This is a genomic window from Serratia sp. EWG9 (genome assembly GCF_019913725.1).
In the GTDB taxonomy this organism is placed as follows: Bacteria; Pseudomonadota; Gammaproteobacteria; order Enterobacterales; family Enterobacteriaceae; genus Serratia; species Serratia ureilytica.
This window is the reverse complement of sequence record NZ_JADNRO010000006.1, coordinates 38,118-56,261: the sequence shown is the minus strand read 5'-3', so window position 1 is coordinate 56,261 and position 18,144 is coordinate 38,118. Positions and strand designations below refer to the sequence as shown.

Annotated in this window: 18 protein-coding genes; 9 read left to right on the top strand and 9 right to left on the bottom strand. The window is 61.5% G+C overall.

What is annotated here, in order from left to right:
- The first annotated feature begins 101 nt into the window (after positions 1-101).
- Positions 102-1,004, top strand: a complete 903-nt coding sequence (locus ITX55_RS14795) for a LysR family transcriptional regulator (RefSeq protein WP_042785148.1) — start codon at positions 102-104, stop codon at positions 1,002-1,004.
- Here ITX55_RS14795 and eutC read toward each other — a convergent pair.
- Complete coding sequence (eutC, locus tag ITX55_RS14790; RefSeq protein ID WP_108681677.1) at positions 983-1,774, bottom strand: ethanolamine ammonia-lyase subunit EutC; 792 nt, start codon at positions 1,772-1,774, stop codon at positions 983-985. The genes ITX55_RS14795 and eutC overlap by 22 nt on opposite strands.
- The gene (locus ITX55_RS14785) at positions 1,771-3,156 is read right to left on the bottom strand and encodes an ethanolamine ammonia-lyase subunit EutB (RefSeq protein ID WP_033643955.1); all 1,386 of its coding nucleotides are present in this window, start codon (positions 3,154-3,156) and stop codon (positions 1,771-1,773) included. Before ITX55_RS14785 ends, eutC begins: the two co-directional genes overlap by 4 nt.
- Positions 3,157-3,315: 159 nt before the next feature.
- On the opposite strand from ITX55_RS14785, the gene ITX55_RS14780 reads away from it, so the two are divergent.
- Both ITX55_RS14780 and ITX55_RS14775 read left to right on the top strand, forming a co-directional pair.
- Positions 3,316-3,864 carry a nucleotidyltransferase family protein gene (locus ITX55_RS14780; RefSeq protein ID WP_072627219.1) on the top strand — a complete coding sequence of 183 codons (549 nt, stop codon included), beginning with the start codon at positions 3,316-3,318 and terminating at the stop codon, positions 3,862-3,864.
- 52 nt (positions 3,865-3,916) lie between these two features.
- Positions 3,917-4,384 (top strand): FlxA-like family protein, encoded by a 468-nt coding sequence (locus tag ITX55_RS14775; protein ID WP_021505617.1) that lies wholly within the window; start codon positions 3,917-3,919, stop codon positions 4,382-4,384.
- Position 4,385: 1 nt separating this feature from the next.
- Here the strand turns inward: ITX55_RS14775 and ITX55_RS14770 are convergent, their stop codons facing one another.
- On the bottom strand, positions 4,386-5,306 hold the full coding sequence (locus ITX55_RS14770) for a LysR family transcriptional regulator (protein WP_108681679.1): 921 nt from the start codon (positions 5,304-5,306) through the stop codon (positions 4,386-4,388).
- A 97-nt stretch (positions 5,307-5,403) separates the two neighbouring features.
- Here ITX55_RS14770 and ITX55_RS14765 point away from each other — a divergent pair, with 97 nt between their 5' ends.
- Positions 5,404-6,396 (top strand): bile acid:sodium symporter family protein, encoded by a 993-nt coding sequence (locus ITX55_RS14765; protein WP_108681681.1) that lies wholly within the window; start codon positions 5,404-5,406, stop codon positions 6,394-6,396.
- Between the two features lie 27 nt (positions 6,397-6,423).
- Here the strand turns inward: ITX55_RS14765 and ITX55_RS14760 are convergent, their stop codons facing one another.
- From ITX55_RS14760 to zipA, 3 genes are all read right to left on the bottom strand, one after another.
- The gene (locus ITX55_RS14760) at positions 6,424-6,639 is read right to left on the bottom strand and encodes a DUF3820 family protein (RefSeq protein WP_004936441.1); all 216 of its coding nucleotides are present in this window, start codon (positions 6,637-6,639) and stop codon (positions 6,424-6,426) included.
- Positions 6,639-8,660: an NAD-dependent DNA ligase LigA gene (ligA, locus tag ITX55_RS14755; RefSeq protein ID WP_223085193.1), complete on the bottom strand. Its 2,022-nt coding sequence runs from the start codon at positions 8,658-8,660 to the stop codon at positions 6,639-6,641. The genes ITX55_RS14760 and ligA overlap by 1 nt, the downstream gene beginning before the upstream one ends.
- A gap of 79 nt (positions 8,661-8,739) precedes the next feature.
- Positions 8,740-9,765 (bottom strand): cell division protein ZipA, encoded by a 1,026-nt coding sequence (gene zipA / locus ITX55_RS14750; RefSeq protein WP_089195040.1) that lies wholly within the window; start codon positions 9,763-9,765, stop codon positions 8,740-8,742.
- 221 nt (positions 9,766-9,986) lie between these two features.
- Between zipA and cysZ the strand changes: the two genes are divergently transcribed.
- From cysZ to crr, 5 genes are all read left to right on the top strand, one after another.
- The gene (gene cysZ / locus ITX55_RS14745) at positions 9,987-10,745 is read left to right on the top strand and encodes a sulfate transporter CysZ (RefSeq protein WP_108681683.1); all 759 of its coding nucleotides are present in this window, start codon (positions 9,987-9,989) and stop codon (positions 10,743-10,745) included.
- A gap of 185 nt (positions 10,746-10,930) precedes the next feature.
- On the top strand, positions 10,931-11,899 hold the full coding sequence (cysK, locus tag ITX55_RS14740) for a cysteine synthase A (RefSeq protein WP_016926786.1): 969 nt from the start codon (positions 10,931-10,933) through the stop codon (positions 11,897-11,899).
- Positions 11,900-12,298: 399 nt separating this feature from the next.
- Positions 12,299-12,556: a phosphocarrier protein Hpr gene (gene ptsH / locus ITX55_RS14735; protein WP_004936458.1), complete on the top strand. Its 258-nt coding sequence runs from the start codon at positions 12,299-12,301 to the stop codon at positions 12,554-12,556.
- A gap of 46 nt (positions 12,557-12,602) precedes the next feature.
- Positions 12,603-14,330: a phosphoenolpyruvate-protein phosphotransferase PtsI gene (ptsI, locus tag ITX55_RS14730; RefSeq protein WP_004936461.1), complete on the top strand. Its 1,728-nt coding sequence runs from the start codon at positions 12,603-12,605 to the stop codon at positions 14,328-14,330.
- Positions 14,331-14,379: 49 nt separating this feature from the next.
- Entirely contained in the window at positions 14,380-14,889 is a 510-nt protein-coding gene (crr, locus tag ITX55_RS14725; protein ID WP_004936467.1) for a PTS glucose transporter subunit IIA, read from the top strand.
- Positions 14,890-14,966: 77 nt separating this feature from the next.
- Here the strand turns inward: crr and ITX55_RS14720 are convergent, their stop codons facing one another.
- The 3 genes from ITX55_RS14720 to cysM all read right to left on the bottom strand — a co-directional run bounded on the left by ITX55_RS14720 (position 14,967) and on the right by cysM (position 18,111).
- Positions 14,967-16,292, bottom strand: a complete 1,326-nt coding sequence (locus tag ITX55_RS14720; protein ID WP_042785155.1) for an ATP-binding protein — start codon at positions 16,290-16,292, stop codon at positions 14,967-14,969.
- 6 nt (positions 16,293-16,298) lie between these two features.
- On the bottom strand, positions 16,299-16,979 hold the full coding sequence (locus ITX55_RS14715) for a response regulator transcription factor (protein WP_033643964.1): 681 nt from the start codon (positions 16,977-16,979) through the stop codon (positions 16,299-16,301).
- 250 nt (positions 16,980-17,229) lie between these two features.
- Positions 17,230-18,111, bottom strand: coding sequence for a cysteine synthase CysM (gene cysM, locus ITX55_RS14710; RefSeq protein ID WP_033644334.1), 882 nt, complete (start codon positions 18,109-18,111; stop codon positions 17,230-17,232).
- Between the last annotated feature and the right edge of the window lie 33 nt (positions 18,112-18,144).

Here is an 18,144-nt window from a genome sequence, read left to right as displayed (position 1 = left end):
GCGACGCTGAAGCCCGTCGTCAACCCGCAATCAGAGTAGCCGCAGCATCGCCAACAGAGAAGCGGGTATTCATAAGAAACGCTTTTGCATATAATGCAAAAATGAATGACGCCCGCTATGTAGAACATCTGCCAATCTTTCTCGACGTGGCCCGCCTGGGCAGCTTTTCCGCCGCCGCGCGCCAGCTGGGTATGGTGCCTTCTTCGCTGGTGCGCCATATCGATGCGCTGGAAAGCGCGCTCGGCGCGACGCTGTTCGTGCGCTCCACCCGCGGCCTGTTGCTGACCGACGCCGGCGAGCTGCTGCTGGCACGCGCCGCCACGCTGATGACGGACATTACCGGCATTCGCGCCGAGCTGAACGCGCTGAACGAAACGCCGCAGGGCACGCTGCGCATCAGCTGCCTGCCGACCTTCGGCAAAACCTATGTGCTGCCGCTGCTGCCGACGCTGGCGGAACGTTACCCTCAGCTGTGGGTCGATCTCGATCTGACCGAACGCCAGACCGATCCGACCCAGGAACGGCTGGACGCCGCCATCCGCATCGGCGAGCAGAAGGACAGCGCGCTGTACGCCAGCCGCATCGCCACCCAACGCTGGGTGATGTGCGCCAGCCCCGGCTACGTCGCCCGCTATGGCCTGCCGAGCGATCTGGAGGCGCTGCCGCAGCACCGGCTGATCGCCCGCTACCACAAACAACAGCCGGCCTGCTGGGCGCAGATCCTCGACGCGGCGTTGATGAACCGCTGCACCATGGCGCTGCGTTGCGATGACTTCACCGCGCAGCGTCAGGCGGCGCTGCTCGGCCTCGGCATCGCCTTTCTGCCCAACTGGGTGGTGGGGCCGGACGTGCAGCATGGGCGGCTGGTGCAGATGCTGGAAGATCCGCGCCATGAACAGCAAGGCATCTATCTGCTGCGGCCGGTGGCGAAAGTGTCCGCCCGCCTGGCGGCCTTCACCGCCCTGCTGCAGCAAACCATCGGTCAACCGCCCAACTGGGCGTAAAGCGGGGTGACGCGGCCGCGCAGCGCCGGGTTGTCGCTCTCGTCTTTCAGTTCGACGCCGGTCAGCCGTCGCCGGCACGCCTGTTCCAGCAACCAGGCCAATTTGAACGCCGCCTGCGGATAATCCAGCCCCTCCGGCCGCACATTGGAGATGCAGTTGCGCTCTGAGTCCCTTCTGCGCGCGTTCGGCTCCCAGGTCAGATAAACCCCCAGGCTGTCCGGCGACGACAGCCCCGGCCGTTCGCCGATCAGCACCGCCACCGCCCGGGCCTGCAGGCACTCGCCGATCTCATCCCCCAGCGCCACTCGCGCCTGATGCGCCAACACCACCGGCGCGATCGCCAGCCCCAATGTATCGAGATAGGGCCGCAGCGCCTGCAGCAGCGGCAATGCCTGGCGGTGCACCGCCTTGGAAGAGAGGCCATCCGCCACCACCAGCAGCAGATCGGTCCGGCGCGGCGGCACGCCGAGCAGCAGGCTGCGGCTGTCCAGCGCCAATCGCCGCCCCAGATCCGGACGGCGCAGATAGGCGGCGCGGTCAACGGCCTGGCTGTGCACCGCCAGCGTGGGCCAACCGGCATCGTGCAGATCCGCCGCCAGCCGTTCGCTCTCGAATGGCTGATGCACCGCGTCGCGCGCCTGGGCATGGGCCAGGCCGAAGCGCAGCAGCTCGTCGGTCGGCAGACTGGCGCCGGTGCGCCCCAGCGCGATGCGCGCATCGGTAAAGGCGCGCAGCGCGTCCCAACTGTTGACGTGAACCGGTTTGCTCATGTCCGTTCTCCCTGCAGCGCCAGCAACAGCGGGTGATTGGCGGCGGCGTCGCGCAGCCGTCCGCGTTCATCGGTGATGTTCATCGCCGCCAGCCAGGCGGCGAACTCCGGCGCGTGCTTCAGCCCCAGCAGTTCACGGATATAGAGCGCGTCGTGGAACGAGGTGCTTTGGTAATTGAGCATGATGTCGTCCGCGCCCGGCACGCCGATCAGGAACGTCAGCCCGGCGGCGGCCAACAGCGTCAGCAGCGTGTCCATATCATCCTGATCGGCCTCGGCATGGTTGGTGTAACAGACATCGCAGCCCAGCGGCAGGCCGAGCAGCTTGCCGCAGAAGTGATCCTCCAGCCCGGCGCGGATAATTTGTTTGCCGTCATACAGGTATTCAGGGCCGATAAACCCCACCACGGTGTTGATCAGCAGCGGTGAGAAATGCCGCGCCACCGCATAGGCGCGCGCCTCGCAGGTCTGCTGATCGACGCCGTGATGCGCGTTAGCCGACAGGCAACTGCCCTGCCCGGTTTCGAAGTACATTACGTTATCGCCCAACGTGCCGCGCTTGAGGCTCAGCGCCGCCTGCTGCGCTTCCGCCAGCAGCGCCAGACTGATGCCGAAACCGCGATTGGCCGCTTCGGTACCGGCGATCGACTGAAACACCAGATCCACCGGCGCGCCGCGCTCCATCAGCCGCAGCGTGTTGGTCACGTGGGTCAGCACGCAGGATTGGGTGGGTATGGCGAAGCGCTGGATCACGTCGTCCAGCATGTAGTTGAGTTTTTCCAGCAGCGGCAGGCTGTCGCTGGCCGGATTGATGCCGACCACCGCGTCGCCGCTGCCGTACAGCAAACCGTCCAGCATGCTGGCGGCGATGCCTTGCAGGCTGTCGGTCGGGTGATTGGGCTGCAGCCGCACGCTGAGGTGGCCCGGCAGGCCAATCGTATTGCGAAAGCGCGTCACTACCCGGCATTTCTTCGCCACCAGGATCAGATCCTGATTGCGCATGATCTTGCTTACTGCCGCCGCCATCTCCGGCGTAATGCCGGCGGCCACCTGCGCCAGCATGGCGCTGTCCGCCTGCTCGCTCAGCAACCAGTCGCGAAAATCGCCGATCGTGAGGTGCGAGATGGGCTCAAAGGCGGCGGCGTCGTGGCTATCGATGATCAGGCGCGTCACCTCGTCCTGCTCGTACGGCACCAGCGGCTGCTGCAGGAACGCCTTGAGCGGCACATCCGCCAGCGCGATGCGCGCCGCCATGCGCTCTTCGGCGCTTTCCGCCGCCACCTCCGCCAGATAATCGCCGGAACGCGCCGGCGAAGCTTTCGCCATCAGCTGGCGCAGGCCGCCGAAGCGATAGCCGCGTTGGCCCAACGTTGCCTGATACATAGCCCCCTCCCTTGCCCTGAGTGACGAGATAAAAGCCCTGCACCAAGTGTAGTCAGTGAAGCAAGAAAATTAATTTGCCTGCTATCGCCGCCATCGCGCATCCCCCCATTTCACCCGCCGCCGCTTCGGGTTACAGTAGCCGCGAAAACAGGAGGGGTGATGGATCCGCAACGGCAAATTATCGACTGGCTGCAACAAGATAGCGCGCGCATGGCCGCCCTGCGCACCGTGCGCCGGCTCGGCCTGAATGACTGGTGCCTCGGCGCCGGCTTTGTGCGCAACCTGGTGTGGGATCGGCGCCACGGCTATGCGGAGCCCACGCCGCTCAACGATATCGACGTGATCCACTTCGATGCGGAGCGGGCGGACGCCGAACGCGATCGCATGCTGGAGGCGCGGCTGCAGCAGTGGCTGCCGCAGCCGTGGTCGGTCAAGAACCAGGCGCGCATGCACCTGCGCAGCGGCCGCGCGCCCTACCGCAACAGCGAAGAGGCCATCAGCTTCTGGACCGAAGTGGAAACGGCGATCGGCGCGCGCCTGAACGCCGACGACAGCATCACGCTGGTCGCCCCTTTCGGGCTCGCGGCGCTGTTCAACGACACCATTACCTTCAACGTGAAAAATGGCGATCGCACGGCCTATGCCCAGCGCGTGGTCGACAAAGGCTGGCTGCTGCGCTGGCCGCGTCTTCGGCAGGTAAAGATTTAGCCGCCGCTGCCGATACCCTGAACAGCGAGATCCAGACTCAGGGAGAGCAACCATGTCGACCACCATCACCATGATCGTACCGATCAAGAATACCGTCCCCGGCGTCAGCAACGTCTTCAGCGCGCCGGGCCATCAGGGCGAATTGCTGATGGCCAAACCGGTCAACAACCAGCCGCAAGGCGGCAAGATGGAGAAAAACGAACGCGCCAACGGCAATGACGAACCAGTTAACCTCAATGAAAGCCGCGCTTCGGCGCGCATCAAGGCACTGAACCGGCAGATTCAGGCGCTGCAGCAAAAGCTGGTGGAACTGAAGGATTCCGACGCCGATCCCAAAGAGATCGAAAAGCAGAAACAGCTGATCGAAGCGCAGATCAAGATGTTGCAGGCCGAGATCGCGCGCATCCAGAAAGAAGAAATGGAAAAGCAGCAGCAGGAGCAAATGGAAAAAGCCGCGGCGAAATCCGGCGACGGCGTAAACCGCCCAACGCCGCTCAACGCGGTGGACGTCTATATCTGAGTCAATATGCCGCGTTTTCCCGCCGGCGCTGTTGCAGCAGCGCCGCCTGCTGACGCGCCACCTGCCAGATGGCCTCCGCCGCCGGCGTCAGTGAGCGGTTCTTGCGCCGCACCAGCATCAGCGCGCGGTTAATTTCCGGCACCAGCCGCCGCACCCGGAGCCGCCCCCCTTCCGGCAATGGCAGCGCCAACGCCGGGAAAATGCTGATGCCAATCCCCTCCGCCACCATCGGGAACAGCGTGGCCGGATGGCCGATTTCCTGCACCACCTGCGCCTCTACGCCCTGCTGTCTCAGCGCACTGTCGATCAGCGGTCGGCTGCCCGACGCATAATCCTGCAACACCAGGCGGCAACCGTTCAACGCCGACCAACGCACCGCCTGCTGCGCAGCGAACGGATGATCGTCGCGGCACAGCAGCAGAAACGGTTCGTGCAGCACCGCTTCGCACTCCAGATCCACCGCCTGCACCGGATCGACCACGATGCCGAAATCCACCTCGGCGTTACGCACGCTGTGCAGCACCTGCTGCTGCGCCTGATCGCGCAGCATGATGCGGATCTCCGGGTATTCGCGTTCGCCGGCGGCGATGCACTGCGGCATCAGATGGGCGGAAATGGTTTGGCTCGTCGCCACCCGCACAGTGCCGCTGCGCTGTACGCCAAAGCTGCGCGCATCCAGCAAAGCGGCCTGCAGTTCATCCAGCAGCCGCTCGACCCGGTTGGCCAACCGCAGACCGGCGTCGGTCAGCACCACTTCACGCGTGGTGCGATCCAGCAGCCGCACGCCGACCTCCGCTTCCAGCTCTTTCACGCTGTGGCTGATCGCCGATTGCGTCAGGCCGATCGCCTCACCGGCGCGGCTGAAGCTGCCGTGGCGGGCGATGGCGACGAACACCCGCAGCTGTTTGAGTGAGTAATTCATGTGTTTTATTCATATATGAATTAAATAAATCAATTTAATTATTATATGTCCGCGCAGGAGAATAGCCCTATCGATTTTCGACCCTGAGCGCACCGCCATGAGATTTCTGCCCGATCGTTTTACCCTGACGCTGATCGCTACCGTGCTGCTGGCGTCGTTCCTGCCGGCGCGCGGCGAGTTCGTCGGCTGGCTCAACGCCCTGACCATCGCCGCCATCGCCCTGCTGTTCTTCATGCACGGCGCCAAGCTGTCGCGCGAGGCCATCCTGGCCGGCAGCAACAACTGGCGGCTGCATCTGTGGGTGATGTGCAGCACCTTCATCATTTTTCCGGCGCTGGGCGTGCTGTTTGCCTGGTGGGCGCCGATCGACGTCAGCCCCGAGCTGTACGCCGGTTTCATCTACCTGTGCATCCTGCCGGCCACCGTGCAATCGGCCATCGCCTTCACCTCGCTGGCGGGCGGGAACGTCGCGGCGGCGGTATGCAGCGCTTCCGCCTCCAGCCTGCTCGGGATCTTCGTGTCGCCACTGCTGGTCGGCTTGTTGATGAATGTGCACGGCGATACCGGCGGCCTGCGGCAGGTCGGTTCGATCGTGCTGCAGCTGCTGGTGCCGTTCGTCGCCGGTCACCTGCTGCGGCCGCTGATCGGCGGCTGGATCGAACGCCATCGGCCGCTTATCGGTAAAACCGATCAGACTTCAATTCTGCTGGTGGTGTACGCCGCCTTCAGCGAGGCGGTGACGCACGGCATCTGGCATCAGGTAGGGATGGGCTCACTGGCGTTTATCGTCGGTGGCAGCATCGTGCTGCTGGCGATCGTGCTGGTGGTGAACACTTACATGGCGCGCTGGCTGGGGTTCAGCAAAGCGGACGAGATCACCATCGTATTCTGCGGTTCGAAGAAGAGCCTGGCGAACGGCATTCCGATGGCCAATATCCTGTTCCCGGCGGCGACGGTGGGGATCATAGTGCTGCCGCTGATGGTGTTCCATCAGGTGCAGCTGATGACCTGTGCGGTATTGGCGAAAAGGTATCAGCGCAAGCAGCGGGCGCAACAGGCGGTGCCCAACGCGCAGGCGTCGCGCGGGTAAAAAAAAGACGGGCCAAGGCCCGTCAGTTCAGCTTTTCTTCAGCGGCTTGACCAGGTGGTCAAGCCCTTCGATTTTAATCGCCAGCGTCATCTCCATCAGCATGCCGAGCTTGCCTTTGGGGAATTCACCCTTGCGGGCGAACCACAGCAGGTACTCTTCGGGCAGATCGATCAGCACCCGCCCCTGGTACTTGCCGAACGGCATCACGGTATTGGCGATCTCCAGCAGGTTTTCTTTTTCCATCACTCACCCAGCAGGCGGATCATCTCCGCTTCGTCGATCACGGCGATACCCAGCTCCTGAGCCTTCGCCAGCTTGGAGCCGGCCGCCTCGCCGGCGATCACCAGATCGGTTTTCTTCGACACGCTGCCGCTGACCTTGGCGCCCAGCGCCGTCAGGCGATCTTTGGCCTCGTCGCGCGACAGCTGGCTCAGCGAGCCGGTCAGCACCACGGTTTTGCCGGCGAACGGGCTGTCTATCTCTTCCGCCGCCACCACCACCGGCGCCGGCCAGTGGATGCCGATTTCGGCGCCCACCAACTCGTTGATCACCTGCTGATTGAGCGCTTCATCGAGGAAGTTGCGCGTGTGTTTGGCCACCACTTCGCCGACGTCCGGCACCTCTTTCAGCGCCTCGATGTCGGCGGCGAACAGCTTCTCGAGCGATCCGAAATGCGCCGCGAGGTTGGCGGCGGTCGCTTCGCCGACCTCGCGAATGCCGAGCGCATACAGGAAGCGAGCGAAGGTGGTCTGCTTGGATTTCTCCAGCGCATTAACCAGATTCTGCGCCGATTTCGGCCCCATGCGATCCAGGCCGGTCAGAATGCCGGCGGACAGCCGGAACAGATCGGCCGGGTTCTTCACGTACTCCTTGTCCACCAGCTGCTCGATGATCTTGTCGCCCATGCCTTCAACGTCCAGCGCGCGGCGGGAAACGAAATGCTTCAACGCCTCTTTGCGCTGCGCGCCGCAGATAAGACCGCCGGTGCAACGCGCCACGGCCTCGCCTTCCACGCGCTCAACGTCGGAACCGCACACCGGGCAGTGCAGCGGGAACACCACTTCGCGCGCATCCTGCGGCCGACGGTCTTCCAGCACGCCCACCACCTGCGGGATCACGTCGCCGGCGCGGCGCACGATCACCGTATCGCCGATGCGCAGCCCCAACCGCTCAATTTCATCGGCGTTGTGCAAGGTGGCGTTGCTGACGGTCACCCCGGCCACCAGCACCGGCTCAAGGCGCGCCACCGGCGTAATCGCGCCGGTGCGGCCAACCTGAAACTCCACTTCGCGCACCACGGTGATCTGCTCCTGCGCCGGGAATTTGAACGCCGTCGCCCAGCGCGGCGCACGCGCCACGAAGCCCAGCGTTTCCTGCAGATCGATGTCGTCAATCTTGATCACCACGCCGTCAATATCGAAACCGAGCTGTGCGCGGTCCCGCTCGACCTGGCGATAGAACGCCAGCACTTCCTCGCTGCCGGTGCGGCGCTGGGCGCGATCGCTGACCGGCAGGCCCCAGGCCTTGAACTGCATCAGGCGTTCAAAGTGGCTGCGCGGCAGCTCGCCGCCTTCCAGCAGCCCGACGCCATAGCAAAAGAAGGTCAGCGGACGTTTGGCGGTAATGCGCGGATCGAGCTGGCGCAGCGAACCGGCGGCGGCGTTGCGCGGATTGGCGAACACCTTACCGTCTTTGCGCCGCGCCTCTTCGTTCATCTGTTCAAACCCGGCCTGCGGCATGAACACTTCGCCGCGCACTTCCAGCCGGCGCGGGATGTTGTCGCCGGTCAGGCGCAGCGGGATGGCGCGAATGGTGCGCACGTTGGAGGTGATGTTCTCGCCGGTGGTGCCGTCGCCGCGCGTCGCCGCACGCACCAGCTCACCGTCTTCGTACAGCAGGCTGACCGCCAGGCCGTCCAGCTTCAGCTCGCAGCAGAAGGTCAGCGGATCGCTGCTCTTGAGCCTGTCCTGCACGCGCTTGTAAAACGCCAGGAAGCTCTCTTCGTCGAACACGTTGTCCAGCGACAGCATCGGCACTTCGTGACGCACCTGGTCAAACGCCGCCAGCGGCGCCGCGCCCACGCGCTGGGTCGGCGAATCGGCGTTGATCAGCTCCGGATACGCGCTCTCGAGCTCGCGCAGCTCGCGCATCAGGCGGTCATATTCCGCATCCGGCACTTCGGGCGCATCCAGCACATGATACTGGTATTCATGATGGCGCAATGTGGCTCGTAGTTGATTGATTTGTTGGATTATCGATTCCATGGCTCACCATCAAAGATAAAAAACCCCCGGCTAGCGGGGGCTTTGTTGTTACGGATGTTCAGTGCGCGCGGCAACCCGGTCAGGCGTTGTTTTCCAACACTTCACGGATACGCGCTTTGTAGGTTTCCAGCTTCTGCGGCGTCATCATGCGGCGCTCGTCGTCCAGCACCACACCGCCCACGTCGTCGGCGATGCGCTGCGCCGACTGCAGCATCAGCTTGAAGTTCTGATTGGCGTCGCCGTAAGACGGCACCATCATGAACATCGACACGCCCGGCGTGGAGAAATCGGACATCATGTCAGGATCGAACGACCCCGGCTTGACCATGTTCGCCAGGCTGAACAGCACCGGGCCGCTGCCGGCCGGGCTGATATGGCGGTGGAAGATGCCCATCTCGCCAAACTGGAAGCCCGCCTGCAACACGCTCTGCAGCAGCACTTCGCCGCCGATCACGCCGCCCTGATGGGCCGCGACGTGCAGCACCAGCACGGTCTCTTTCAGTTTAGCCTGTACTGGCGCAGCGGCCGGCTGTTGCGGCTGCGGTGCAGGTTCCGACGCAGGCTTCACTTCCGGCGCTTGCTGCACCGGGGCGGGTTCGGCGTGGAATGCCGGTTCCGCCGCCAGCGGCGCCTCATGTTCATGCGGCAGATCGTCAACGCGCGGCTCGCGGCGCGCGGCCGGTTGCGGTTGCTGCGGCTCGGCCGGTTCTTCGTCCGGCGCGTAGTTGTTCAGCAGGATGTCATCGTACTCCGGCCGCTGAGACAGCGGAGGCGGCGTCTGATGAGCAGCCGGCTGAACGGCGCGGGGCGCAGGCGCAGCCGCCGGAGCGGGCTTCGGCGCGGCCACGGGTTCTTCGCGTGCGGCATCGAAATGGCCGAATGACGGCTCGTCTTGCGGGTGAGCGGCGCGTACGCGCACCTCACCGACGCCTTCTTCGAGATCGTCGATCGGAGTTTGTTCACGTTCCTTTTGGGAACGTTTGGCTGGGCGATCGCGGAAGAGCGCTGACCGTTCTTTGCGACTGGTCCACAGACCGTGCAATAACAGCGCTATTATGGCGATCGCGCCAACAACGATTAATATCAGACGCAAATCCTGCATCATTGCTATCTCTGTTGTTCCAATACATTGCCACCGCGGCAAACATTCACTCTTTAACTCTATTTGCCCGCGCACACAAGTGCAAGTCCGTGCTGAACTTTATGCCAATAAAGATGATTATACTGCCTTTTTCTGCTGGTTTTTCAGCCAACCCTACCCTAGCCAGTGGAAAATCATCCCTATATGATAATGATGCCTGTTCAGACAACGAGATAACTTAAGATATGTCCTATACGCAGCCCCCTTCCCGTTCCACCAGCGGCATTCATTATTTCGCCGAAGGCTGGCGCCTGATTTCGCGCCCGGGGATTAAACGCTATGTGGTCCTGCCGTTGCTGGTCAACGTGCTGCTGATGGGCTCCGCTTTCTGGTGGCTGTTCAGCCGCCTCGGCGACTGGATCCCGGCGATGATGAGCCACGTTCCCGATTGGCTGCAATGGTTGAGCTACCTACTGTGGCCGCTGGCGGTCATTTCGGTGCTGCTGGTGTTCAGCTATCTGTTCAGCACCCTCACCAACCTGATCGCCGCGCCGTTCTGCGGCCTGCTGGCCGAGCAGCTCGAAGGCAGCCTGACCGGTAAACCGCTGCCGGACACCGGCCTGCTCGGCATCGCCAAAGATCTGCCGCGCATCATGGCGCGCGAATGGCGCAAGCTGATGTATTACCTGCCGCGCGCGCTGCTGCTGCTGGCGTTGTACTTCGTGCCCGGCATCGGCCAGACGGTGGCGCCGGTGCTGTGGTTCCTGTTCAGCGCCTGGATGCTGGCGATCCAGTATTGCGACTATCCGTTCGACAACCACAAGGTGAGCTTTGCCGATATGCGCCGCGCACTGCGCCAGCACAAAACCGACAATCTGCAGTTCGGCGCGCTGATCAGCCTCTTCACCATGATCCCCATCCTCAACCTGGTGATCCTGCCGGTCGCCGTCTGCGGCGCCACCGCGATGTGGGTCGATCGTTATCGCACGCAATTCGTCCGATAATCGCCGTTTTTTACCGCCGACAGCGCGGGAATTTTCGACAGGGCGCGCATTTCGCGCCCTTATCATTGTGCTTAAAACTTATTTCCTAATAACATATAGATATACCAATTCTTTACTTCCCTGCCGGTACTGTTAGCGTATGCTTTCGATGTTCCCCACATTTTCATAGAGTTAAAGGACGGGCTATGAGCAAGATATATGAAGACAACTCATTAACAATCGGCCATACGCCGCTGGTTCGTCTGAACCGTATCGGCAACGGACGCATTCTGGCCAAGGTTGAATCACGCAACCCGAGCTTCAGCGTCAAATGCCGCATCGGTGCCAATATGATTTGGGATGCGGAACAACGCGGCGTGCTGACCGCCGGCAAGGAACTGGTGGAGCCGACCAGCGGCAACACCGGCATCGCGCTGGCCTTCGTGGCCGCCGCGCGCGGCTACAAGCTGACGCTGACCATGCCGGAAACCATGAGCATCGAGCGCCGCAAGCTGCTCAAGGCGCTGGGCGCCAATCTGGTGCTGACCGAAGGGGCGAAAGGCATGAAAGGCGCCATCGCCAAAGCGGAAGAGATCGTCGCCACCGATCCGAACCGCTACCTGATCCTGCAGCAGTTCAGCAACCCGGCCAACCCGGCCATCCATGAAAAAACCACCGGTCCGGAAATCTGGGAAGACACTGACGGGGAAGTCGACGTGTTTATCTCCGGCGTCGGCACAGGCGGCACGCTGACCGGCGTCAGCCGCTACATCAAGAACACCAAAGGCAAAGCCATCACCACCGTGGCGGTCGAGCCGACCGACTCGCCGGTCATCAGCCAGGCGCTGGCCGGTGAAGAGCTGAAGCCGGGCCCGCACAAAATTCAGGGCATCGGCGCCGGCTTCATTCCAGGCAACCTCGATCTGGACCTGGTGGATCGCGTCGAAAAAATCTCCAACGACGAAGCCATCAGCATGGCGCGCCGTCTGATGGACGAAGAAGGCATCCTGGCGGGCATCTCCTCCGGCGCAGCGGTCGCGGCGGCGGTAAAACTGGCCGAAGAACCGGCGTTCGCCGACAAGACCATTGTGGTTATCCTGCCCTCTTCCGGCGAACGTTATCTCAGCACCGCGCTGTTTGCCGATCTGTTCACCGAGCAGGAATTGCAGCAGTAATTCCGGCACTGCACAAATCGCTAAAAAAGCACCCCGCGGGGTGCTTTTTTGTGGACTGGATCAAACTTTATAGCAGTCCAAGATTGCTTTTGCCCGTCGCCTTTAGTATTTAACGGTGCATTATTTCGATGCGCAAAATTAATCACTCTCCGAGCCCGGTCAAGGCTGAATCGATTTACTCATCTGTCGCCGACGCGGCGAATCGGGCATAATGGGGAGCGGATTGGAACGACGTCAAAAGCCGAGTTTTTTGATCTGAAGTGCCTAACGCGTCGTTTTCTGTTGCATCAACGTTCGCCCCTGTCCATAGTCAGGCGCTATAACCAGACAAGCTAAAGTCAGGCCCCTGGGCTAAACTTTAGCTCCACAACATTAATCCAATAAGTTGGGGAAACATCAATGTTCCAGCAAGAAGTTACTATTACCGCTCCGAATGGTCTGCATACTCGCCCTGCCGCTCAGTTCGTTAAAGAAGCAAAAGGCTTCACGTCTGACATCACCGTAACCTCCAACGGCAAAAGCGCCAGCGCCAAAAGCCTGTTCAAACTGCAAACTCTGGGGCTGACTCAAGGGACCGTAGTGACCATCTCCGCTGAAGGTGAAGACGAGCAGAAAGCCGTTGAGCACTTGGTAAAACTGATGGCAGAGCTTGAGTAATCGGCCCGTCTTTTTAGTTAACACCAGTCAAGAGTAAGGTAGGGTTATGATTTCAGGCATTTTAGTATCACCGGGCATCGCTTTTGGTAAGGCTCTCTTGCTGAAAGAAGACGACATTGTCATCAACCGGAAGAAAATCTCTGCTGATCAAGTAGAGCAGGAAGTCTCGCGTTTTCTGGCCGGCCGCGCGAAAGCGTCCGAACAGCTGGAAGCGATCAAGACCAAAGCTGGCGAAACCTTCGGCGAAGAGAAGGAAGCTATCTTCGAAGGCCACATCATGTTGCTGGAAGACGAAGAGCTTGAGCAGGAAATCATAGCCCTAATCAAAGACGATCTGGCCTCCGCAGACGCCGCCGCCTACACCGTGATCGAAGGCCAGGCGAAAGCGTTGGAAGAGCTGGACGACGAATACCTGAAAGAACGCGCCGCCGACGTGCGCGACATCGGCAAACGCCTGCTGCAGAACATTCTGGGCATGCCTATCGTCGATCTGGGCTCCATTCAGGATGAAGTGATCCTGGTGGCCACCGATCTGACCCCGTCCGAGACCGCGCAGCTTAACCTGGACAAAGTGCTGGGCTTCATTACCGATCTCGGCGGCCGCACTTCCCACACCTCTATCATGGCGCGCTCCCTGGAGCTGCCGGCGATCGTCGGCACCAGCGACGTGACCAAGCAGGTGAAGAACGACGACTATCTGATTCTGGACGCGGTTAACAACCAGATTTACGTTAACCCGACCGCTGACGTTATCGATCAGCTGAAAGCCGCCCAGAACCAATACATCACTGAGAAAAACGATCTGGCCAAGCTGAAGGACCTGCCGGCGATTACGCTGGACGGCCATCAGGTTGAAGTCTGCGCCAACATCGGCACCGTGCGCGACGTCGCGGGTGCAGAGCGCAACGGCGCGGAAGGCGTCGGCCTGTATCGTACCGAATTCCTGTTCATGGACCGCGACTCGCTGCCAACCGAAGACGAGCAGTTCCAGGCTTATAAAGCCGTGGCGGAAGCCATGGGCTCGCAGGCCGTGATCGTCCGCACCATGGACATCGGCGGCGACAAAGACCTGCCGTACATGAACCTGCCGAAGGAAGAGAACCCGTTCCTCGGCTGGCGCGCCATCCGCATCGCGATGGACCGCCGTGAAATCCTGCACGCCCAGCTGCGCGCCATCCTGCGCGCCTCGGCGTTCGGCAAACTGCGCATCATGTTCCCGATGATCATCTCCGTGGAAGAAGTGCGCGATCTGAAAGGCGAAATCGAGACGCTGAAGGCGCAGCTGCGCGAAGAAGGCAAGGCGTTTGACGAGAGCATCGAAGTGGGCGTGATGGTGGAAACACCGGCTGCGGCGGTCATCGCTCACCACCTGGCGAAAGAAGTCGACTTCTTTAGTATTGGGACAAACGATCTAACCCAGTATACTCTGGCGGTAGATCGCGGCAACGAGCTGATTTCTCATCTCTATAACCCGATGTCCCCATCAGTGCTTGGCCTGATCAAACAGGTTATTGATGCATCTCACGCGGAAGGCAAGTGGACCGGCATGTGCGGCGAACTGGCTGGCGATGAGCGTGCTACACTGTTGTTATTGGGCATGGGGCTGGATGAGTTCAGCATGAGTGCGATTTCAATCCCGCGCATCAAGAAAATTATTCGCAACACGAATTTCGAAGATGTGAAGGCGTTGGCAGCGCAAGCCTTGGCACAGCCAACGGCACAAGACCTGATGAATTGCGTCAATAAATTCATCGAAGAAAAAACGCTCTGCTAAACTTCCACGACACTGGAACGCCGCCCAATTTAATGCTTAGGAGAAGATCATGGGTTTGTTTGATAAACTGAAATCTCTGGTTTCTGATGACAAGAAAGACACGGGCACTATCGAGATCGTCGCTCCCCTTTCTGGCGAAATCGTCAATATCGAAGATGTGCCGGACGTAGTGTTCGCTGAAAAAATCGTTGGCGACGGTATCGCCATCAAACCGGCCGGCAACAAAATGGTTGCTCCGGTTGACGGCACCATCGGTAAGATTTTCGAAACCAACCATGCATTCTCTATCGAATCCGACAGCGGCATTGAGCTGTTCGTCCACTTCGGCATCGATACCGTAGAACTGAAAGGCGAAGGCTTCAAACGCATCGCCGAAGAAGGTCAGCGCGTCAAGAAAGGTGACGTCGTTATCGAGTTCAACTTGCCACTGCTGGAAGAGAAAGCCAAGTCTACCCTGACGCCGGTCGTTATCTCCAACATGGACGAGATCAAAGAGCTGATCAAACTGTCCGGCAGCGTGACCGTTGGCGAAACCCCGATCATCCGCATCAAGAAGTAATCGCGAATGAGCAAGATAAACGGCGCCCTCGGCGCCGTTTTTTTTTATCCCCTTCGTCGTATCCCAATCTCGCTACGTTATGACGACCAGCGCGGGATACGCAGGGTAATGACCAGCCCCTCTCTGTCGCCGTTGCGCGCCTCAACCTGGCCGCCGTGCGCCAATACCACCTTGCGGGTAATCGCCAGCCCCAGGCCGTAGCCCTTGCCCGACTGCGCCGACTTCACGCGCACGAATGGATCGAAGATGCTCGACAGTTTCGACTCCTCTACGCCCGGCCCCTGATCGCTGACGGCGAGCTGGAACTGGTTGTCGATGCGCGACAGCGCCACCGTCACCCGCTGGCCCTGGCTGGAAAAGCGCAGCGCATTGCGCACGATGTTGTCCACCGCGCGCCGCATCAGCTCCGCATTGCCCTTGACGGTATACTCCACGTCCGACTCGGCCTGCAGCACGATCTCCACGCCGGGCACCTGCGCCTCGTAGCGCGCATCGCTCACCACCGCGTCCACCAGGCCGTACAGATCGAAGTACTCCTCGTCCGGCAGGCTGCTGTGTTCGGTGCGCGACAGCGCCAGCAGCTCGCCGATCATTTTATCCAGCCGCCCCGACTCATGTTCGATGCGCTTGAGCGAGGTTTCGACGTTGCCGGCATTCTGCCGCGCCAGGCCGATCGCCAACTGCAGGCGCGCCAGCGGCGAACGCAGTTCGTGCGAGACATCGTGCAACAGCTGCTCGCGGGCGCTGACCAGCAGTTCCAGCCGCTCGGCCATGGTGTCGAAATCGCGCGCCACGTCGGACAGCTCGTCATGACGGCGCCGCATTTTCGGGAACAGCCGCACCGACAGATCGCCCTGCGCCACCCGATCCAGGCCGCCGCGCAGCTGACGCATCGGCCGGGTCAGGTTCCAGGCCAATACGGCGCTGAACAGCAAACCGCCCAGCCCGCCGACCCACAACATCGGCGCAGGAATGTTGAAGAAATGGGAACGCCGCTCCGGCCGATACTCTTCCCGCAGCCCGCGCACGTTATAACTCAGCCAGTATCCCTGCCCTTCCCCGGTCTGCACCCAGGCGGAAATCGCTTTCGGCATCCGCCGCCCTTCAAACAGCGGTTCTTCCGGCGCGGGCGGCGGCGGTTGGGTCATCGGCGTTACCGACAGCAGACGCCTGTCGTCCTCGGGCCAGTCGCGCATCAGCGCTTCCAGCGCCGGCATGCCGCCGCTGCGCAATTGGGTGGCGGCGGAGGTCAGCTGCAGGCCGATCGCCCGCCGCGCCATGGCGTTCTCCGGCGGCACATAGCGATCGCCATAAAGAGAAAACGCCACCCACAGGGCCTGCGTCATGATGAGAAAGGTCAGCCAAAAGCCGAGCAAAATTTTCCAGAACAGTCTTCCGCGCATGTCAGGTTACCGGATGCGATAGCCGATGCTGCGCACCGTTTCGATGCTCAGCGTATTGCCGGCCAACGCGCTCAGCTTCTGGCGGATATTGCTGATATGCACATCCACGCTGCGGTCATAGGCTTCACGCGGGCGCCCCAGCCCCTTCTCGGACAATTCGTCCTTCGACACCACGCGGTCCGGCGCGCGCAGCAACAGCTCCAACAGATTGAATTCCGAAGCGGTCAGATCGAACGCCTTGCCGCGCCATTCGCTGCTGCGGGTTGAAGGGTTTAACGTCAGCTCGCCAACGCTGATGGCGGCCTCGTCGTCCGCTTCTTGCGGCCGTTCTTCGAAACGGCGCAGCACCGCGCGCAAACGCGCCACCAATTCGCGCGGATAGCAGGGTTTGGGCATGTAATCGTCGGCGCCCATCTCCAGACCAATCACCCGATCGATGTTGTCACCTTTGGCGGTCAGCATGATGATCGGCAGCCGGCTCTTTTTGCGCACGTCGCGCAGCACGTCGATGCCGCTCATATCCGGCAGCATGATGTCGAGGATCATCGCGGTATAGTCGCCCGACAGCGCGCCCTCTACCCCCGCCTTGCCGGTCAGCACCAGCTTGGCGTCGAAACCTTCGCCCGTCAGGTATTCGCTCAGCATGGTGCCAAGCTCCAGGTCATCGTCGACCAGTAAAATTTTCATGCCTTGCTCCTTCACCGATTTTCGTTATTTTCCCGCCAATTTCGCCGGTCCGCAGCCGGTTTTACTCAATCCTTACACATCGCTCTTGGCGTCTCGTCACCGTTATTGTGGCCGCTGCCGCGCGATTTCTCTACTTCAGTCATGGCATTGGCGCACGGGCAAGCGGCAGCCGCCGCAAGCGGGGCTGCCGTCTGTCGAAAGGAAAGGAGGAAAGGTTTTCCCGACGGAACACACCGCCGGGAGGGCGCGCTCAGCCGAACACGCCGGTTGAAAGGTAGCGATCGCCGCGATCGCAGACGATCGCCACCACCACGCTGCCGGGGTGAGCCGCGGCGACGCGCAAGGCGCCGACCACCGCGCCACCGGAACTGACGCCGCAGAAGATGCCTTCACGCTGCGCCAGCTGGCGCATGGTCTGCTCGGCATCGCCCTGTTCGATATCCAGCACCTGATCCACCAGCTCCGGGCGGAAAATACCCGGCAGGTAAGCGGGCGCCCAGCGGCGAATGCCGGGGATGCTGCTGCCCTCCGCCGGCTGCAGGCCGATGATCTGCACCTGCGGATTCTGGCTTTTCAGGTAACCGCCCACGCCGGTAATGGTGCCGGTGGTGCCCATGCTGGAAACGAAATGCGTGATGCGCCCTTCGGTTTGGCGCCAAATCTCCGGGCCGGTGGTAGTGAAATGGGCGTAGGGATTGTCCAGGTTGTTGAACTGATCCAGCACCTTGCCCTGCCCCTGACGCTGCATCTCCAGCGCCAGATCGCGCGCCCCTTCCATGCCCTGCTCACGGCTGACCAGGATCAGCTCGGCGCCGTAGGCGCGCATCGCCGCCTGCCGCTCCAGGCTCATGTTCTCCGGCATCAGCAGCTTCAGCGTATAGCCTTTCAATGCAGCGATCATCGCCAGCGCAATGCCGGTGTTGCCGCTGGTGGCCTCAATCAGCACGTCGCCGGGCCTGATCTCACCGCGCAGCTCCGCCTGCTGGATCATCGCCAACGCAGCGCGATCCTTCACCGATCCCGCCGGGTTGTTGCCTTCCAGTTTGACCCATACCTCGCTGCCCGCCTGGGCGGCCAGCCGTTGCAGTTTTACCAGCGGGGTATTCCCGATGCATTGTTCGAGCGTTGTCACGATCTTTGCCTGTGTGTTGGTGTGCGTAAAGTA